At 62.2% G+C, this 15,769-nt stretch carries 13 protein-coding genes; 4 read left to right on the top strand and 9 right to left on the bottom strand.

Going from position 1 to position 15,769, the window contains the following annotated elements:
- Positions 1-35: 35 nt before the first annotated feature.
- The 5 genes from VXM67_RS22120 to VXM67_RS22100 form a co-directional block, all read right to left on the bottom strand.
- Complete coding sequence (locus tag VXM67_RS22120) at positions 36-1,631, bottom strand: ABC transporter substrate-binding protein (RefSeq protein WP_023382175.1); 1,596 nt, start codon at positions 1,629-1,631, stop codon at positions 36-38.
- 73 nt (positions 1,632-1,704) lie between these two features.
- Positions 1,705-3,084: an OprD family porin gene (locus VXM67_RS22115; RefSeq protein ID WP_023382174.1), complete on the bottom strand. Its 1,380-nt coding sequence runs from the start codon at positions 3,082-3,084 to the stop codon at positions 1,705-1,707.
- A 200-nt stretch (positions 3,085-3,284) separates the two neighbouring features.
- Positions 3,285-4,877, bottom strand: coding sequence for an ABC transporter substrate-binding protein (locus tag VXM67_RS22110; protein ID WP_367237376.1), 1,593 nt, complete (start codon positions 4,875-4,877; stop codon positions 3,285-3,287).
- A gap of 123 nt (positions 4,878-5,000) precedes the next feature.
- Positions 5,001-6,626 (bottom strand): ABC transporter substrate-binding protein, encoded by a 1,626-nt coding sequence (locus tag VXM67_RS22105; protein WP_367237375.1) that lies wholly within the window; start codon positions 6,624-6,626, stop codon positions 5,001-5,003.
- 337 nt (positions 6,627-6,963) lie between these two features.
- On the bottom strand, positions 6,964-7,680 hold the full coding sequence (locus VXM67_RS22100; RefSeq protein WP_023382171.1) for an SIMPL domain-containing protein: 717 nt from the start codon (positions 7,678-7,680) through the stop codon (positions 6,964-6,966).
- Positions 7,681-7,882: 202 nt separating this feature from the next.
- Here VXM67_RS22100 and VXM67_RS22095 point away from each other — a divergent pair, with 202 nt between their 5' ends.
- From VXM67_RS22095 to VXM67_RS22080, 4 genes are all read left to right on the top strand, one after another.
- Positions 7,883-9,142 carry an ATP-binding protein gene (locus tag VXM67_RS22095; RefSeq protein WP_367237374.1) on the top strand — a complete coding sequence of 420 codons (1,260 nt, stop codon included), beginning with the start codon at positions 7,883-7,885 and terminating at the stop codon, positions 9,140-9,142.
- Positions 9,139-9,699, top strand: a complete 561-nt coding sequence (locus VXM67_RS22090; RefSeq protein ID WP_027906591.1) for a response regulator transcription factor — start codon at positions 9,139-9,141, stop codon at positions 9,697-9,699. Before VXM67_RS22095 ends, VXM67_RS22090 begins: the two co-directional genes overlap by 4 nt.
- Before the next feature lie 197 nt (positions 9,700-9,896).
- Entirely contained in the window at positions 9,897-10,838 is a 942-nt protein-coding gene (locus VXM67_RS22085) for an AEC family transporter (RefSeq protein ID WP_023382169.1), read from the top strand.
- A gap of 54 nt (positions 10,839-10,892) precedes the next feature.
- Complete coding sequence (locus tag VXM67_RS22080) at positions 10,893-12,251, top strand: amino acid permease (RefSeq protein ID WP_023382168.1); 1,359 nt, start codon at positions 10,893-10,895, stop codon at positions 12,249-12,251.
- A 70-nt stretch (positions 12,252-12,321) separates the two neighbouring features.
- Here VXM67_RS22080 and VXM67_RS22075 read toward each other — a convergent pair whose 3' ends face one another.
- From VXM67_RS22075 to gatB, 4 genes are all read right to left on the bottom strand, one after another.
- The gene (locus VXM67_RS22075) at positions 12,322-12,693 is read right to left on the bottom strand and encodes a carboxymuconolactone decarboxylase family protein (protein WP_023382167.1); all 372 of its coding nucleotides are present in this window, start codon (positions 12,691-12,693) and stop codon (positions 12,322-12,324) included.
- Positions 12,694-12,703: 10 nt separating this feature from the next.
- On the bottom strand, positions 12,704-13,747 hold the full coding sequence (locus VXM67_RS22070; protein ID WP_367237720.1) for a calcium/sodium antiporter: 1,044 nt from the start codon (positions 13,745-13,747) through the stop codon (positions 12,704-12,706).
- Positions 13,748-13,808: 61 nt separating this feature from the next.
- Positions 13,809-14,183, bottom strand: coding sequence for a septal ring lytic transglycosylase RlpA family protein (locus VXM67_RS22065; protein ID WP_023382165.1), 375 nt, complete (start codon positions 14,181-14,183; stop codon positions 13,809-13,811).
- Positions 14,184-14,321: 138 nt separating this feature from the next.
- Entirely contained in the window at positions 14,322-15,767 is a 1,446-nt protein-coding gene (gene gatB / locus VXM67_RS22060) for an Asp-tRNA(Asn)/Glu-tRNA(Gln) amidotransferase subunit GatB (RefSeq protein ID WP_023382164.1), read from the bottom strand.
- Between the last annotated feature and the right edge of the window lie 2 nt (positions 15,768-15,769).

The raw sequence follows: 15,769 nt of genomic DNA, 5'->3' as shown, positions 1-15,769 counted from the left end.
GGTGCCCGTGTGGGGTCCCGGCGGTCGTTGTTGTTCTACTTCACCTTGGTGGTGGCGAAGTTGTTGTTGGTCAGAGGGTTGATCACGTAACCCTCCACGTTGTCACGCATGGCGGTGAACATCTTCGGATGGGCCATGCTGATCCAGGGTTGATCGTCATCGTACACCTTCAAAGCCTCGGCATAGAGCCTTGCGCGTTGGTCGTTGTCGATCACTTCGCGGGCGCGGGTGATCAGCTCCTGGAATCTGGGGTTGCACCAGCGCGCGTAGTTCTCGCCGCTTTTGGCGGCATCGCAGCTGAGCAGTGGACTGAGGAAGTTGTCCGGGTCGCCGTTGTCGCCGGCCCACCCGGTGGACACCAGGTCGGCTTCACCGTTCTTCGCCCTGCGCAGCATCTCGGCCCATTCCATCACGCGGATATCCAGCTTGAGGCCGATCTGCTTGAGGTCGGCCTGCAGCATCTCGGCGGACAGCCGTGGGTTGGGGTTGGTCGGGCCGCCGCCATTGCGGGTGAACAGGGTGATCACGGTGCCTTCGGGTACACCCGCTTGCTTGAGCAACTCGCGGGCCTTGGCCAAGTCGCGAGGCGGGTTCTTGTTGTCGGTGTTGTAGCCGATCATGGTCGGTGGGTAGGGGTTCACGCCGACCAGTGCGTTGCCCTTGCCGAATAGCTGGTCAACGTGGGTCTGGCGGTCGAAGGCCATGTTGATGGCTTTGCGCACGCGCACATCGCTCAGGTACTTGTGCTCGGTATTCATCGAGATGTAACCGGTGACCAGTGCTTCGATCTCGTCGACCTTCAGCTTGGGGTCCGCCTTGATCGACGGCACATCGTCTGGCTTGGGGTACAACGCCACCTGGCATTCGTTGGCGCGCAGTTTCTGCAGGCGCACGTTGCTGTCGGTGGCGATGGCGAAGATCAGCGAGTCGGCCGGTGGCTTGCCGCGGAAATAGTCCGGGTTGGCTTTGTAGCGGACCTGGGCGTCCTTGTTGTAGCGCTGGAAGACGAAGGGACCTGTGCCGATGGGCTTGCTGTTGAGGTCGCCGGTCTTTCCCGCCTTGAGCAACTGGTCGCCGTATTCGGCGGAGTAGATCGAGGTGAAGGCCATGGCCATGTCACGCAGGAACGGTGCCTCCGGTCGGGTGAGTGTGATCACCACGGTGCGATCGTCGGTCTTTTCCACCGACTTGAGCAGTTCCTTGAAGGCCATGCTTTCGAAGTATGGGTAGCCGACGCTGCTCTTGGCGTGCCACGGGTGGTTCGGGTCGAGCTGGCGGTTCAGGCTCCACAGCACGTCGTCGGCGTTGAAATCGCGGGTAGGCGTGAAGTAGTCGGTGGTGTGGAACTTGACGCCTTCGCGCAGGTGGAAGGTATAGGTCAGGCCGTCTGGCGAGACGTCCCAACGCTCGGCCAGGGCGGGCTGGATATCAGTGGTGCCGGGCTTGAAGTCGACCAGACGGTTGAATACGGTCTCGGCCGCGGCGTCGGCGGTGACCGCCGTGGTGTACTGGACGATGTCGAAGCCTTCCGGGCTGGCTTCGGTGCATACCACCAGCGGCTTGGCCGCCAGGTGCGTGGCACTGCCCAGGATGACCGCTGCGAGGGCAGCGCGGAGCGGTAACGATTTCATGGAAACTCCCTGCTTGCATTGTTTCCAGCGTAGCCGCCACGGCCCGAGGTGGAGCGGGCCGTGGCGTCAGCGGTTACAGAATGTTGAACGGAATGGTGGTGACGATACGCAGTTCGTCCAGGCTGCCATCACCCTGGGCCTTGCTGGCCCGGTGCGCGGTGTAGGTGGCGCGGATGCTGGTGTCTTTCAGTGGCCCGCTCTGTACCGCGTAGCTGGTGCCGATCCCCCACTCGTAATGGGTCTCGCCATCCAGTCCATTCACGTCGTAGGCGGTGCCGCGGTAGTGAGTACCGTCGATGCCCCAGCCTCGGGCGTTGTACAGGTTGAACTTCAGGCCAGGCACGCCGTAGGGCGCCATGTTCAGTACGTAGGAAATCTGCAGGGATTTCTCGTTCGGGCCGTTGAAGTCCGACAGCAGCGAGTTGGCCAGGTAGATGCCGTTGGTCTCGTGCAGGTAGTCGAAGTACTCGTTGCCGTTCACCTGCTGCCACGAGGCGGCGAGGGTGTGGGCCTGGTGAGTCAGGCCAAGCGACAGGCTGTAGGTGTCGTTGTCGATGTCACCCATCTTCTTGCTGCCTTCGTCCACGGTCTTGTAGTAGTTCAGGCCGGTGGTCAGGCTAAGCACCGCGCTGTCACCCAGCACGTGGTTGGCACCGAAGTAGTACTGGTTCCAGAAATCATCGACCTTGGTGGCGTACAGGCTGGTAGTCAGGCTCTTGAGCGGCTGGTAGTTGACCCCGGCGGTGCTGGCACGGTCGGTTTCGACACCGGTGGCGCTGTACTCGCTGCGGAATTTGCTCAGGCTCTGCTCGGTACGCGGGGAGACCCGGTCGAAGGTGCCGAGATCGAACGAAAGGTTGTCGAACTCGGCGCTGTGCAGGAATGCACCCTGGAAGCTCGATGGCAGGGCACGGTTACCGATGAAGGCGATCATCGGTGTGTCGACGGATTGGCGGCCCACGGTGAGGGTGGTGTTGGACACGCGTGCCTTGACGTTGGCCAGGCCCATCTTGCTCCACTGGCCGATGGGGTCGCCATCGCTGTGGGTCAGGGTACGGTTGTTGGGGCCGGCGACTGCCGCGCGGCCCTGTTCCAGGGCGATGGCGTTGTAGCCGGCCGCTTCCACGGCGAAGCCCACGGTGCCCTGGGTGAAGCCCGAGCTGTAGTTGAGGATGGTGCCTTGCAGCCAGTTGTCCCGGCTGTGGGTGTCGTGGCGGGTGCCATCGCTCTTGTAATACTTCCACAGCGGAGCGCGGGTGGCGCGCTCGCGGGCGTACCAGTTACGGGTGCTGCCGGATAGGCTCTGGCCGTCGATGAAGCCTTTGGCATCGTCCTGCTCGCTGGTGCTTTTCAGGCTGAACGGAACGTAGTCCTGGCTCTGGGTTTCGGCCTGTGCCATGGCGCAGAAGGTGCCGATGGATAAGGCCAGCGCGGTTATCGTGAAACGTTTCAAAGTAAAGCTCCCTTTCTTTTCTTTTAGTTCTCACCAGGCCTCGTGGGCTGGGGTGTTTGCTGCGGTGTTGCCAGGGTTGCCACGGGATCGCCGGGCATGTTCTTCGTCTGTACCGGCCTTCTCGCCGGCAAGCCGGCTCCAGCAGCCACAGCCCGTGCAGGCGCTGGCTTGCCGGCGATAGGACCGGTATCGGTTGCAGGTCAGTCGATGCTCACACCCGAGAAGTCGTTGCGGCCAAACGGGCTGACCCGAAAGTCGGCGACCTTGGCGCTGATCGGCTGGTTGACGGTGGAATGCGCCACCGGCGTGATCGGCACCTGCTGCTTGAGGCGCTGCTGGGCCTGTTGGTAAAGCGCCGTGCGTTCGGCGCGGTCGGTGACTTGCTTGGCTTTCTTCACCAGGCTGTCGTACTGCGGGTCGCACCACAGCGAGTAGTTGTTGCTGCCGATGGCATCACAGTTGTAGAGGGTGCCCAGCCAGTTGTCCGGGTCGCCGTTGTCACCGGTCCAGCCGATCAGGGCGATATCGTGTTCACCGCTCTTCATGCGCTTGAGGTACTCGCCCCACTCGTAGCTGACGATGCGCACCTTGAAGCCGAGCTTGCTCCAGTCGGCCTGCAGCATCTCGGCCATGAGCTTGGCGTTGGGGTTGTAGGGGCGTTGCACCGGCATGGCCCACAGGGTAACTTCGGTGCCTTCCTTGACACCGGCCTGTTGCAGCAGGGCCTTGGCTTTGGCCGGGTCGAACGGGGCATCCTTGATGGTTTGGTCATAGGACCATTGAGTGGGCGGCATGGCGTTGACCGCCTGTTGGCCGGAGTCCTGATACACCGCCTGGAGAATCGCCTGTTTGTTCACCGCCATGTCCATGGCCTGGCGGACTTCCAGCCGGTCGAACGGTGGATGTTGGGTGTTGTAGGCGATGTAGCCGAGGTTGAAGCCAGGTTGCCGGAGCACCTGCAACCGGTCGTCTCCCCTGAGCGCTGGCAGGTCTGCCGGGCGCGGGTGCAGGGTGACCTGGCATTCATTGCGGCGCAGCCTCTGAATGCGCACCGAAGGGTCGACGTTGATCGAGAACACCAGGTTGTCGATCTTGACCTCATCCGCTGCCCAGTAGTCTTTGTTGCCCTTGAAGCGGATCTGCGCGTCTTTCTGGTAGCGCTGGAATACGAAGGGGCCAGTGCCGATCGGTTGCTGGTTGATGTCGCTGGGGCGGCCGCTGGCCAGCAGTTGTTGGGCGTACTCGGCGGACAGTATCGAGGCGAAGCTCATGGCCAGGTTCTGGATGAACGCGGCATCGACGCGGTTGAGGGTGAACACCACGGTGTGCGGGTCGGTTTTCTCGACACGGGCGATGTTCTTGTCCAGGCCCATGCTGACGAAGTAGGGGAACTCAGTGGGGTAGCCCTTACGGAACGGGTGCTGCTTGTCGAGCATGCGGTTGAAAGTGAACAGCACATCCTCGGCATTGAAGTCGCGGCTTGGGGTGAAAACCTTGTTGGCGTGGAACTTGACCCCTTCGCGCAGGTGGAAGGTGTAGCGCAGGCCGTCATCGGATACTTCCCATCGGGTAGCCAGGGCGGGTTGTACCGCTGTGCCGCCGCGCTCGAACTCGACCAGTCGGTTGTAGATCGGCTCGGCGGCGTCATTGTCGGTGGCGCTGGTGTACTGGGCTGTGTCGAACCCTGCCGGACTGCCCTCCGAGCAGAACACCAGGCTCTTGGCCTGGAGGGCAGGGGCCTGGGCCAGCAGGCTGAGGGCAAGCAGGGTCGAAAGACGGGTAACGTGGCGCATGGCAATTCCTTTTCCAGCTGTTCTCGCCGCCTCGGGGTACGAATTGCGGCAACAGGGACCCAAACCCGACGCGGGTAGCGTCGGGGTGGGCTGCATGTAGGGGAAGGGGCGAAGGTTGCGGTGCTACTTGTCTACACTGACGCCGTAGAACGAGTTCAACGCGAACGGACTGATCTTGAAGTCCTTCACCTTGGCGCTCATTGGCTGATACACGGTGGAGTGCGCGATAGGTGTGATGGGTACCTGTTCCTTGAGGATGTGTTGCGCCTTCTGGTACAGCTCGGTGCGTTTGCCCTGGTCGGAGGTGGCCTTGGCCTGCTTGATCAGGTCGTCATAGGGCTTGTAGCACCACTTGGAGAAGTTGTTGCCGTCAATGGCATCGCAACCGTAGAGGGTACCGAGCCAGTTGTCCGGGTCACCGTTGTCGCCGCTCCAGCCAATCAGCATCGCACCCTGCTCGCCGCCCTTGGAACGCTTGATGTACTCACCCCATTCGTAGCTGACGATCTTGGCCTTGATACCAATCTTGCCCCAGTCGGACTGCAGCATTTCGGCCATCAACTTGGCGTTGGGGTTGTAGGGACGTTGAACCGGCATCGCCCACAGGGTGATCTCGGTGCCTTCCTTGATACCCGCTTCCTTGAGCAGTTGCTTGGCTTTCTCCGGGTCGTAGGCGGCGTCCTTGATGCTGTCGTCGTAGGACCACTGGGTCGGCGGCATGGCGTTGACGGCAAGCTGGCCGGCGCCCTGGTAGACCGATTCGATGATCTTCTTCTTGTCCACGGCCATATCCAGCGCTTCGCGGACCTTGAGCTGGGACAGCGGGTTGGGTTCGTTGCTGCCCTTGACCTTGTCCATCACGTTGTAGGCGATATAGCCCAGGTTGAAACCGGCCTGCTGTGGCATCTGCAGGTTCTTGTCCTCTTTGAGCGGCTCGATGTCCGCCGGGCGCGGGAACAGGGTGACCTGACACTCGTTCTTCTTCAGTTTCTGCATGCGCACCGAGGCATCGGTGGTGATGGCGAAGATCAGGTTGTCGATCTTCACGTCCTCAGGCTTCCAGTAGTCCTTGTTGCCCTTGAAGCGGATCTGCGCGTCCTTCTGGTACTTGCTGAACACGAACGGGCCCGTGCCGATGGGCTTCTGGTTGATGTCGGCGGCCTTGCCTTGCTTGAGCAACTGGTCGGCGTACTCGGCCGACTGAATGGAGGCGAAGCTCATGGCCAGGTTCTGAATGAACGCGGCATCGACCTCATTGAGGGTGAAACGCACGGTGTGATCGTCGAGTTTCTCCACCTTGGCGATGTTCTTGTCCATGCCCATGTCGGTGAAGTACGGGAATTCGGTGGGGTAGGCTTTACGGAAGGGGTGGTTCTTGTCGAGCATGCGCTTGAAGGTGAACAGCACGTCGTCGGCGTTGAACGCCCGGGTTGGCTTGAAGTAGTCGGTGGTGTGGAACTTGACCCCTTCACGCAGATGGAAGGTATAGGTCTTGCCGTCGTCAGACACTTCCCACTTGGTCGCGAGCCCCGGGATGACCGCGGTACCGCCGCGTTCGAACTGGGTCAGGCGGTTGAACACGGTTTCAGCCGAGGCGTCGAAGTCGGTTCCCGTGGTGTACTGCCCAGGGTCGAAGCCGGCTGGACTGCCCTCGGAGCAGAACACCAGGTTGGATGCGGCTTGGGCGAAGGGGGCGCCGGCTAGCAAGCCTGCGCCGACCAGGAACGGAATGACTGCGTGTTTGAGCATGGTGGCCTCATTGTTGTCATTTTTTTCAGTTGAGGTGGCCTCGTGAGCCGACCTGCGGATACTTATGCAGGGGGTATTCCCAATGCAACAGTCAGGAGGATAGTTGGCGCCAGAAAAGTAGTACGACCGTACATGGATGTCGCATTCATGTAACTTTCACGCAAGTTGAACGTTTGCGCAGGCCGAAAGATGGCATTTTGCTGATTATTTCGAGGCGGGATGATACGTAGGACGCACCGTTTTCGTGCGTAGGAAATGTCTGAAATTACTAAGTTAGAGCGCTGCGTGTGCGGCTTTGTGCCGCGAGAGGGGCGCATGGCGCCCCTCAAGGGATGGGTCAGGGCATTTGCACTTCGATCAGGCCATCGGCGTTCATGCTGACTTCACTGGTGCCGGCCTCGATGTCCGGCGCCGGGGCCGCTTCGTCGGCACCCATGGCTTTCATCGCCATGGGCGCGCTACGCAGGTACGGGCGTGGGTAGCCGCTACTGTTGAGGTTCAGGCTGACCACCTTGTAGCCCTTGCCACCCAGGGCCTCGGTGGCCAGTTGGGCGCGTGCCTTGAAGGCCTCGACGGCGTCCTTGAGCAGGGCATCCTCGCTGGCCTTGCGGGTGGCTGCGGCGATGGAGAAGTCCATGCCGCCCATTTTCATGTTCTGCAGCAAGTCGGCGGTCAGCTGCGACAAGGCCGGGAAGTCGGCGCTCTCAAGGCGCAGCTCGGCACGTTCGCGCCAGCCGGTGATCTTCTGGCCTTTGCTGTCGTATACCGGGTAGCTGTTGCGGCTGCCCTGGCTGATCTTCACGTCCTTGACCTGACGGGCCTGCTGGATGGACGTGTTCAGGGTTTCGGTGATCTGCTTGGCCAGCTTGCCTGGGTCGGTGTTCTGCGCTTCGCTGTAAAGGGTCACCACCATCAAGTCGCGTGGGACTTCCTTGCTGACTTCGGCGCGCAGCGACACCTGGTTGTAGCGTGGCTCATCGGCGGCCAGTGCAGGCAAGCTGGCGAGCAGGCCGCAAGACATGACCAGGGCGGCGCCGCGACGGGAAATTTGCATGTAGGACTCCTTGGCAATAAAAGGCGTGGGCTTGGGCGTTCCTTTCCACGCATGGCCCATCAGACCGGGAACAGTGTAGTGGGTTCAAAAGTGCCATCATGAACCTGTGACAAAGTGTGGCGCTTTGCCGCATCGCTGCAGCGAAGCGCCTGGCTTCGGTATACTCCAGCCGATTTTCCTGGAGCACTCATCAGGAGAGCTCATGCTCGCCGCCGTACAACCGCTATCCGCTACCCGTCAGAACCTCTGGCGCCTGACCGTCATTCGCGTGCTGGTCCTGGCTGCCCAGGCCGGCTCGGTGGGCGTCGCCTACTGGACCGAACTGCTGCCGCTGCCCTGGTTCTCGCTGGCGGCGACGTTGGCACTCTCATCCATCCTGTGCGCGTTCACCGCGTTGCGCCTGCGCCTGTCGCTGCCAGTCACCGAGCTGGAATACGCCTTGCAACTGGCCTGTGACCTGCTGATTCACAGTGCGTTGCTTTATTACTCGGGCGGCTCGACCAACCCGTTCGTGTCGTATTACCTGGTGCCGTTGGCGATTGCCGCAGTGACCCTGCCATGGCTCTACTCGCTGATTCTCTCTGGCATCGCGCTGACGGCCTACAGCCTGTTGCTGGTGCAGTTCTACCCGCTCGAAGGGTTGCCGATGGCGCGGGACAAGATGCAGGTGTACGGCATGTGGCTGAGCATCGCGCTGGCGGCAGCGGTGATCACCTTCTTCGCCGCCCGCATGGCCGAAGAGCTGCGTCGCCAGGAGCAACTGCGTTCCGAGCGGCGGGAAGAAAGCCTGCGCGACGAGCAGTTGCTGGCCGTGGCCACCCAGGCGGCAGGCGCGGCCCATGAGTTGGGCACGCCGCTGGCGACCATGAGCGTCCTGCTCAATGAAATGCGCCAGGACCATTCGGACCCGATGCTGCAGGAAGATCTGCAGATCCTTCAGGACCAGGTCAAACTGTGCAAGGAAACCCTGCAGCAACTGGTGCGGGCAGCCGAGGCCAACCGACGCATGGCGGTGGTCGAGCAGGACGTTACCGCCTGGCTCGACGAGGCGCTCAACCGCTGGCACCTGATGCGCCCGGAAGCCAGCTACCGGTTCCAGCGCCTGCGAGACGGCCAGGTGCCTCGCCTGACCCCGCCGCCGGATTTGACCCAGGCCCTGCTGAACCTGCTGAACAATGCCGCCGATGCCTGTCCGGGTGACTTGGAAGTGCGCTTGGACTGGGACGCCCAGGACATCGTCATCAGCATCCGTGACCATGGCCCGGGCGTGCCGCCGGCCATTGCCGAGGCCATCGGCAAACCCTTTATCACCACCAAGGGCAAAGGCTTCGGCCTGGGCCTGTTCTTGAGCAAGGCCAGCGTGACCCGTGCGGGCGGTTCGGTGAAACTCTATAGTCATGAACAGGGTGGCACCCTGACCGAACTGCGCCTGCCCTATGGCAAGCGAGGAGATGAAAGATGAGCGAAGAAAACCAGGTCGAAGGCGAAGAATTGCCCCACCTGTTGCTGGTGGATGACGATGCCACCTTCACTCGGGTCATGGCCCGTGCCATGAGCCGTCGGGGGTTCCGTGTCAGCACGGCCAGTTCCGCTGAAGAAGGGCTGATTCTGGCCCAGCAGGACTTGCCGGACTACGCCACGTTGGACCTGAAGATGGAAGGCGATTCCGGTCTGGTGCTGCTGCCCAAGCTTCTGGAGCTGGACCCGGAAATGCGTGTGGTGATCCTGACCGGTTACTCGAGCATTGCCACGGCGGTCGAGGCGGTCAAGCGCGGTGCCTGCAACTACCTGTGCAAACCAGCCGACGCGGACGATGTGCTGACGGCGCTGCTCTCGGAACATACCGACCTCGATACCTTGGTGCCGGAAAACCCGATGTCGGTCGACCGCTTGCAGTGGGAACACATTCAGCGCGTGCTCAACGAACACGAAGGCAATATCTCCGCCACTGCGCGGGCGCTGGGCATGCACCGCCGGACCTTGCAGCGCAAATTGCAGAAGCGCCCGGTCCGCCGTTGACCTCCTGCTGCCTGCACCGCCCCTTTCGCGGGTAAACTCACGCCCACGGGGTGCACATCCCTGTGAAGCGGGTTTGCCCGCGAGGAGGCCAGCAAAGGCAGAAACGTCCGCGATAGTCCTCCACGATCCCCGCATTTCCTGACGCGTTGGCGTATCATTAGCCACCTAACGGCAACTCCCATCAGGATCGCTTGCGCATGCTCGCCCTTCTTATCCAGACGCTGAACATCACGGCCCCGGTGTTCGCCATGTTGTTCATGGGCGTGTTGCTCAAACGCATTCACCTGATCGACGACAACTTCAATCGCGTCGCCTCGCAGTTGGTGTTCAACGTCTGCATGCCGGCGTTGCTGTTCCTGGGTATCTACCACGCCGACCTGGCTTCGGCAGTCAAACCTGGAGTCATCCTCTATTTCATCGTCGCCACGCTGGTCGGTTTCGCCTTGGCCTGGGGCATGGCGATCTGGCGTAGCCCGCTGGCCGACCGGGGCATCTATACCCAAGGGGCATTTCGTGGCAACAACGGGGTCATTGGCCTGGCCCTGGCGGCCAGTCTCTACGGTGACTACGGCATCTCGCTGGGGGCGGTGCTCGCGGGGCTGGTCATCCTCATGTACAACTCGCTGTCGGCGGTGGTGCTGGCGGTGTACAGCCCCGACCTGAAGTCCGACCCCTGGAGCATTTGCAAGAGCATCTTCAGCAACCCGTTGATCATCAGCGTGCTGGTGGCCACTCCCATGGCGTACGGGCAAGTACCGCTGCCTAACTGGCTTTTGACTTCGGGTGATTACCTGGCGCAGATGACCCTGCCGCTGGCGCTCATCTGTATCGGCGGTACCCTGTCGCTGGCGGCCCTGCGTGACAGCGGCAGGCTGGCGATCGACGCCAGCCTGGTGAAGATGCTCTGGCTGCCGTTGATCGGCACCTTGGGTGCCTGGTTGTGCGGGTTCCGTGGGGCCGAGCTGGGCATCCTGTTCCTGTACATCGGCAGCCCGACCGCTGCGGCCAGTTATGTCATGGCCCGGGCGGCCAACGGCAATCATGAGCTGGCGGCTTCTATCATCGTGATCACCACACTAATGGCGGCGATTACCACCAACATTGGCATTTTCATCTTGCAGTGGGGCGGATGGATCTAGATCCTTGACTGCAAACAACTCCAACAACACGGCCTCCTGACTAAAGGACACTTCATGCAAGACCAGAGCACGCCCGAGCGGTTACAGCGCGGGCTGAAGAATCGCCATATCCAGTTGATCGCGCTGGGCGGGGCCATCGGCACCGGGCTGTTCCTGGGCATTGCCCAAACCATCCAGCTGGCCGGCCCGTCCGTGCTGCTGGGCTACGCCATTGCCGGCCTCATGGCCTTCTTCATCATGCGCCAGCTCGGCGAGATGGTGGTCGAAGAGCCGGTCGCCGGCAGCTTCAGCCATTTCGCCCACCAGTACTGGAGCGAGTTCGCAGGTTTCGTATCGGGCTGGAACTACTGGGTGGTGTACGTGCTGGTAGGCATGGCCGAGCTGACGGCCGTGGGCATCTACGTGCAGTACTGGTGGCCGGATTTTCCCACCTGGGCCACGGCGGCGATCTTCTTCGTGGCGATCAACGCCATCAACCTGACCCAGGTTAAGGTCTATGGTGAGCTGGAGTTCTGGTTCGCGCTGGTCAAGGTGGTAGCCATCGTCAGCATGATCGGCTTTGGTGCCTGGCTGTTGAGCAGTGGCCACGGCGGGCCGGACGCCAGCGTGGCCAACCTGTGGCAGTACGGTGGTTTCTTCCCCAACGGCGTGACTGGCTTGATCATGGCCTTGGCGGTGATCATGTTCTCCTTCGGTGGCCTGGAGCTGGTGGGTATTACCGCCGCCGAAGCAGACAACCCACGCCAGAGCATCCCCAAGGCGACCAACCAGGTGGTGTACCGCATCCTGATTTTCTACATCGGTGCACTGGCAGTGTTGCTGTCGCTGTACCCGTGGCAGAAGGTCGTGCAGGGCGGCAGCCCGTTCGTGATGATCTTCCACGAGCTGGACAGCGATCTGGTCGCGACCATCCTCAATATCGTGGTGCTGACGGCTGCACTGTCGGTCTACAACAGCTGTGTGTACGCCAACAGCCGCATGCTGTTCGGCCTGGCCAGCCAGGGTGATGCGCCGCGGCAGCTGCTCAAGGTCAGCCGTCGTGGCGTGCCGCTGACGGCGCTGGGTGTGTCGGCGTTCGCCACCGGCATGTGCGTGCTGATCAACTACCTGATGCCAGGTGAAGCCTTCGGTCTGTTGATGGCCCTGGCGGTGTCGGCCTTGGTGATCAACTGGGCCAGCATCAGCATTACCCACCTGAAGTTCCGTAAAGCCAAGCTGGCGGCGGGTATCAACCCGTTCTACCGCAGCTGGGGTCACCCGGTGACCAACTACCTGTGCCTGGCGTTCATCGTGCTGATTCTGGTGGTGATGTACCTGACCCCGCCGATTCGTATCTCGGTGTTGTTGATTCCGGCGTGGATCGCTGTGTTGTGGGTGGCCTTCAAGATGAAGAAGGCGCGCCAAGCCAAGTAAGACGGTCTGGCGTTATCGCCGGCACGTCGGCTCCTGCACGTTGGGAGCCGGCGTGACGGCGATATATCGTTCAACCCTGGTGGGTGTCGATTACTTCCTGGGCTGCCCTGAAGGCATCGATCGCCGCGGGTACTCCGGCATACACTGCGCAATGCAGCAACGCCTCGCGGATCTCCTCCACCGTACAGCCATTGTTCAAGGCCCCGCGCACATGCCCCTTGAGCTCTTGCGGGCACTTGAGTGCCGTCAGGGTCGCCAGGGTGATCAGGCTGCGGGTCTTCAACGGCAACCCGTCGCGAGCCCAGACACTGCCCCAGGCGTGTTGGTTGACGAAGTCCTGCAGCGGTTGGGTAAAGTCGGTGGCGTTGTTCAGGGCGCGGTCGACGAATGCATCCCCCATCACCTGGCGGCGAATCTGTTCGCCGGTGTTGTGTTCGGCCATGTTGTTTTCCTTAGTGTTGGCGACGCCAGGCGCGCAACGTGGTGTACAGCAGCACCACGCCCAGCACCGGCAAGACATAGAACAGCATCAGCCGTTCCAGGCGGCCGGCCAGTGGCATGCCTGTGGTGAACGCCACCACGTGCAGGCCATAGGCCAGGTACAGGCACAGGAACACCAGGCCCTCGGCGCGGGTGATCCGGTAGCCGGAATAGAACACCGGCAGACTCAGGGCTGCGACGCCCAGCATCACGGGCAGGTCGAAGGCCAGGGCGTTGGGCGAGATCGAAAGCGGCTCGGGGGCAATCGTCGCGGTCAGGCCGAGCACCGCGAGCAGGTTGAACAGATTGCTGCCGACGACCGTGCCCACGGCGATTTCCCGTTCGCCGCGCAAGGCGGCGATCATTGCGGTGGCCAGTTCTGGCAGGGAGGTGCACACGGCCACCACGGTGAGCCCGATGATGCGTTCGGACAGTCCCAGGTCGGTGGCGACTTCGACGGCAGCTTCCAGCATCAAGTGGCCGGCCAGGCTCAGTAGGCCCAGGCCCAACAGGATCTGCAGCGTCACGGTAAACCAGAAGCGCCGGGTGCTGATCGTGGCCACGCTGGGCGCGGGGTAGGTGCGGGCATAGTGGCGGGACTGGTGCCAGAGCATGGCCAGGTAGCCCGCCAGGCCGAAGAGCAACAGGCCCCCTTCCAGGCGGCCTAGGTAACCATTGGCTGCAAGCGCGTAGACCGAGGCGCTGGCGGCGATCATCAGCGGAATGTCCAGGCGCACCAGTTGGCGTGATACCCGCAAGGGGATGATCAGTGCCGCCAGGCCAAGAATGACCAGCACGTTGAAAATGTTGCTGCCGATCACGCTGCCCACGGCGACGTCCGGGGCGCCCTGATAGGCAGCTTGCAGGCTCACCGTCAGTTGCGGTGCGGTGCTGCCGAAAGCCACCAGGCTCAAGCCGATGATCAGCGGCCGCACATGCAGGCGTTGGGCCAGGCGCAGGGCGGCGCGCACCATCAGTTCGGCACCGCCGATCAGCAATAGCAGGGCCAGGCCCAGTTGCAGCAGGCTGAAGGTGGGGAGGGTGGCCAGGTCGAAAATGGTCGAGGCTCCAGTCGAGTCAGTCGCTCAGACCTTGTACCCGGACTCGCGCCGTTCCGCTACGGAGCATGCCGATTTTTTCTGCGGCGGCACGTGAAAGGTCGATCAGGCGGCCGCGCGTGTGCGGGCCACGGTCGTTGATTCGCACAACCACACTGCGTTGGTTGGCCAGGTTGGTGACCAGAACGCGGCTGCCGAAGGGCAGGCTACGGTGGGCGGCGGTGAGGCCATGCTGGTTGAAAGGTTCGCCGCTGGCGGTGCGCTTGCCGTGGTGGCGAGCGCCGTAATAGGAGGCGGTGCCGGTCTTATCGTAACCGCTGGGGTCAATGTCGTGGCTGGCGCAGCCGGCCAGGACGGAGAAGAGAGCGAGGGTGCCGAGGGATCGTTTTAGCAAGTCGGATGCTCCGGTGCTACATTCGCCGGTGGGGCCGCTCCCCAGGGGCGCGCTGCCCTTGAGCGTGGCGCGGTCCTGTGGGAGCGGGTTTACCTGCGAACGAGGGCCAGGCCCTCGCAGGCTACAGGGGGAAAACAATCACCCTTCGAGCTTGGCTTTGAGCAATTGGTTCACTTGCCCAGGGTTGGCCTTGCCCTTGGACGCCTTCATCGCCTGGCCGACGAAGAAGCCGAACATCTTGCCGCGCTTGGCCTCGTCGGCGGCGCGGTACTGTTCGACCTGCTCGGCATTGGCTGCCAGCATCTCGTCGAGCATCTTGTCGATAGCGCCGGTGTCGGTGACCTGCTTGAGGCCTTTGCTCTCGATGATGGCATCGGCATCGCCTTCACCGGCGGCCATCGCTTCGAACACAGTCTTGGCGATCTTGCCGCTGATGGTGTTGTCGCGAATACGCAGCAGCATGCCACCCAGTTGCGCGGCGCTGACCGGGGACTGGTCGATTTCCACGCCAAGCTTGTTCAGCAGGCTGCCCAGTTCGACCATGACCCAGTTGGCGGCCAGCTTGGCATCGCCACCAACGCGTGCCACTTCTTCGAAGTAGTCGGCTTGCTCACGGCTGGAGGCCAGCACGTTGGCATCGTACGCAGACAGGCCGTATTGGCTCTGGAAGCGCTCGACCTTTTGCTGTGGCAGTTCCGGCAGGCCGGCGCGAACGGTTTCCAGGAAACTGTCCTCGATGACCACTGGCAGCAGGTCTGGGTCGGGGAAGTAACGGTAGTCGTTGGCTTCCTCCTTGCTGCGCATGGAGCGGGTCTCGTCCTTGTTCGGGTCGTACAGGCGAGTTTCCTGGACCACCTTGCCGCCGTCCTCGATCAGGTCGATCTGGCGCTGGATCTCGCTGTTGATCGCGCGTTCGATGAAGCGGAACGAGTTGACGTTCTTGATCTCGCAGCGGGTGCCGAACTCGGTCTGACCTTTCGGGCGCACCGACACGTTGCAGTCGCAGCGCAGCGAACCTTCGGCCATGTTGCCGTCGCAGATGCCCAAGTAGCGCACCAGAGCATGGATCGCCTTGACGTAGGCGACGGCTTCCTTGGCGCTGCGCATGTCTGGCTCGGAGACGATTTCCAGCAGCGGTGTGCCGGCGCGGTTCAGGTCGATGCCGGTGGAGCCGCTGAAATCTTCGTGCAGGCTCTTGCCGGCGTCTTCTTCCAGGTGCGCACGGGTAATGCCGATACGCTTGATGGTGCCGTCTTCCAGGGCGATGTCCAGGTGCCCCTTGCCGACGATCGGCAGGTCCATCTGGCTGATCTGATAACCCTTGGGCAGGTCGGGGTAGAAGTAGTTCTTGCGCGCGAACACGTTGCGCTTGCCGATCTCGGCGTCGATCGCCAGGCCGAACATGCAGGCCATGCGCACGGCTTCCTGGTTGAGCACCGGCAGTACGCCGGGCATCCCCAGGTCAACCAGGCTGGCCTGGGTGTTCGGCTCGGAACCGAAGGTGGTGGCGCTGCCGGAGAAAATCTTCGACTGGGTGGCCAGCTGGGTATGAATCTCCAGCCCGATCACAACTTCCCATTGCATGT

The organism is Pseudomonas sp. Rh2 (assembly GCF_040762985.1).
GTDB classification, from domain to species: domain Bacteria; phylum Pseudomonadota; class Gammaproteobacteria; order Pseudomonadales; family Pseudomonadaceae; genus Aquipseudomonas; species Aquipseudomonas taiwanensis.
The sequence above is the reverse complement of the archived record's forward strand: the minus strand, read 5'-3'. Positions and strand labels throughout refer to the sequence as shown.

Excerpts from the sequence above, each read along its gene's own strand:
- VXM67_RS22120 (WP_023382175.1), bottom strand. The coding sequence starts at position 1,631 with ATGAAATCGTTACCGCTCCGCGCTGCCCTCGCAGCGGTCATCCTGGGC.
- VXM67_RS22105 (WP_367237375.1), bottom strand. The coding sequence starts at position 6,626 with ATGCTCAAACACGCAGTCATTCCGTTCCTGGTCGGCGCAGGCTTGCTA.
- VXM67_RS22110 (WP_367237376.1), bottom strand. The coding sequence starts at position 4,877 with ATGCGCCACGTTACCCGTCTTTCGACCCTGCTTGCCCTCAGCCTGCTG.
- gatB (WP_023382164.1), bottom strand. The coding sequence starts at position 15,767 with ATGCAATGGGAAGTTGTGATCGGGCTGGAGATTCATACCCAGCTGGCC.
- VXM67_RS22100 (WP_023382171.1), bottom strand. The coding sequence starts at position 7,680 with ATGCAAATTTCCCGTCGCGGCGCCGCCCTGGTCATGTCTTGCGGCCTG.
- VXM67_RS22095 (WP_367237374.1), top strand. The coding sequence starts at position 7,883 with ATGCTCGCCGCCGTACAACCGCTATCCGCTACCCGTCAGAACCTCTGG.
- VXM67_RS22090 (WP_027906591.1), top strand. The coding sequence starts at position 9,139 with ATGAGCGAAGAAAACCAGGTCGAAGGCGAAGAATTGCCCCACCTGTTG.
- VXM67_RS22085 (WP_023382169.1), top strand. The coding sequence starts at position 9,897 with ATGCTCGCCCTTCTTATCCAGACGCTGAACATCACGGCCCCGGTGTTC.
- VXM67_RS22080 (WP_023382168.1), top strand. The coding sequence starts at position 10,893 with ATGCAAGACCAGAGCACGCCCGAGCGGTTACAGCGCGGGCTGAAGAAT.
- VXM67_RS22075 (WP_023382167.1), bottom strand. The coding sequence starts at position 12,693 with ATGGCCGAACACAACACCGGCGAACAGATTCGCCGCCAGGTGATGGGG.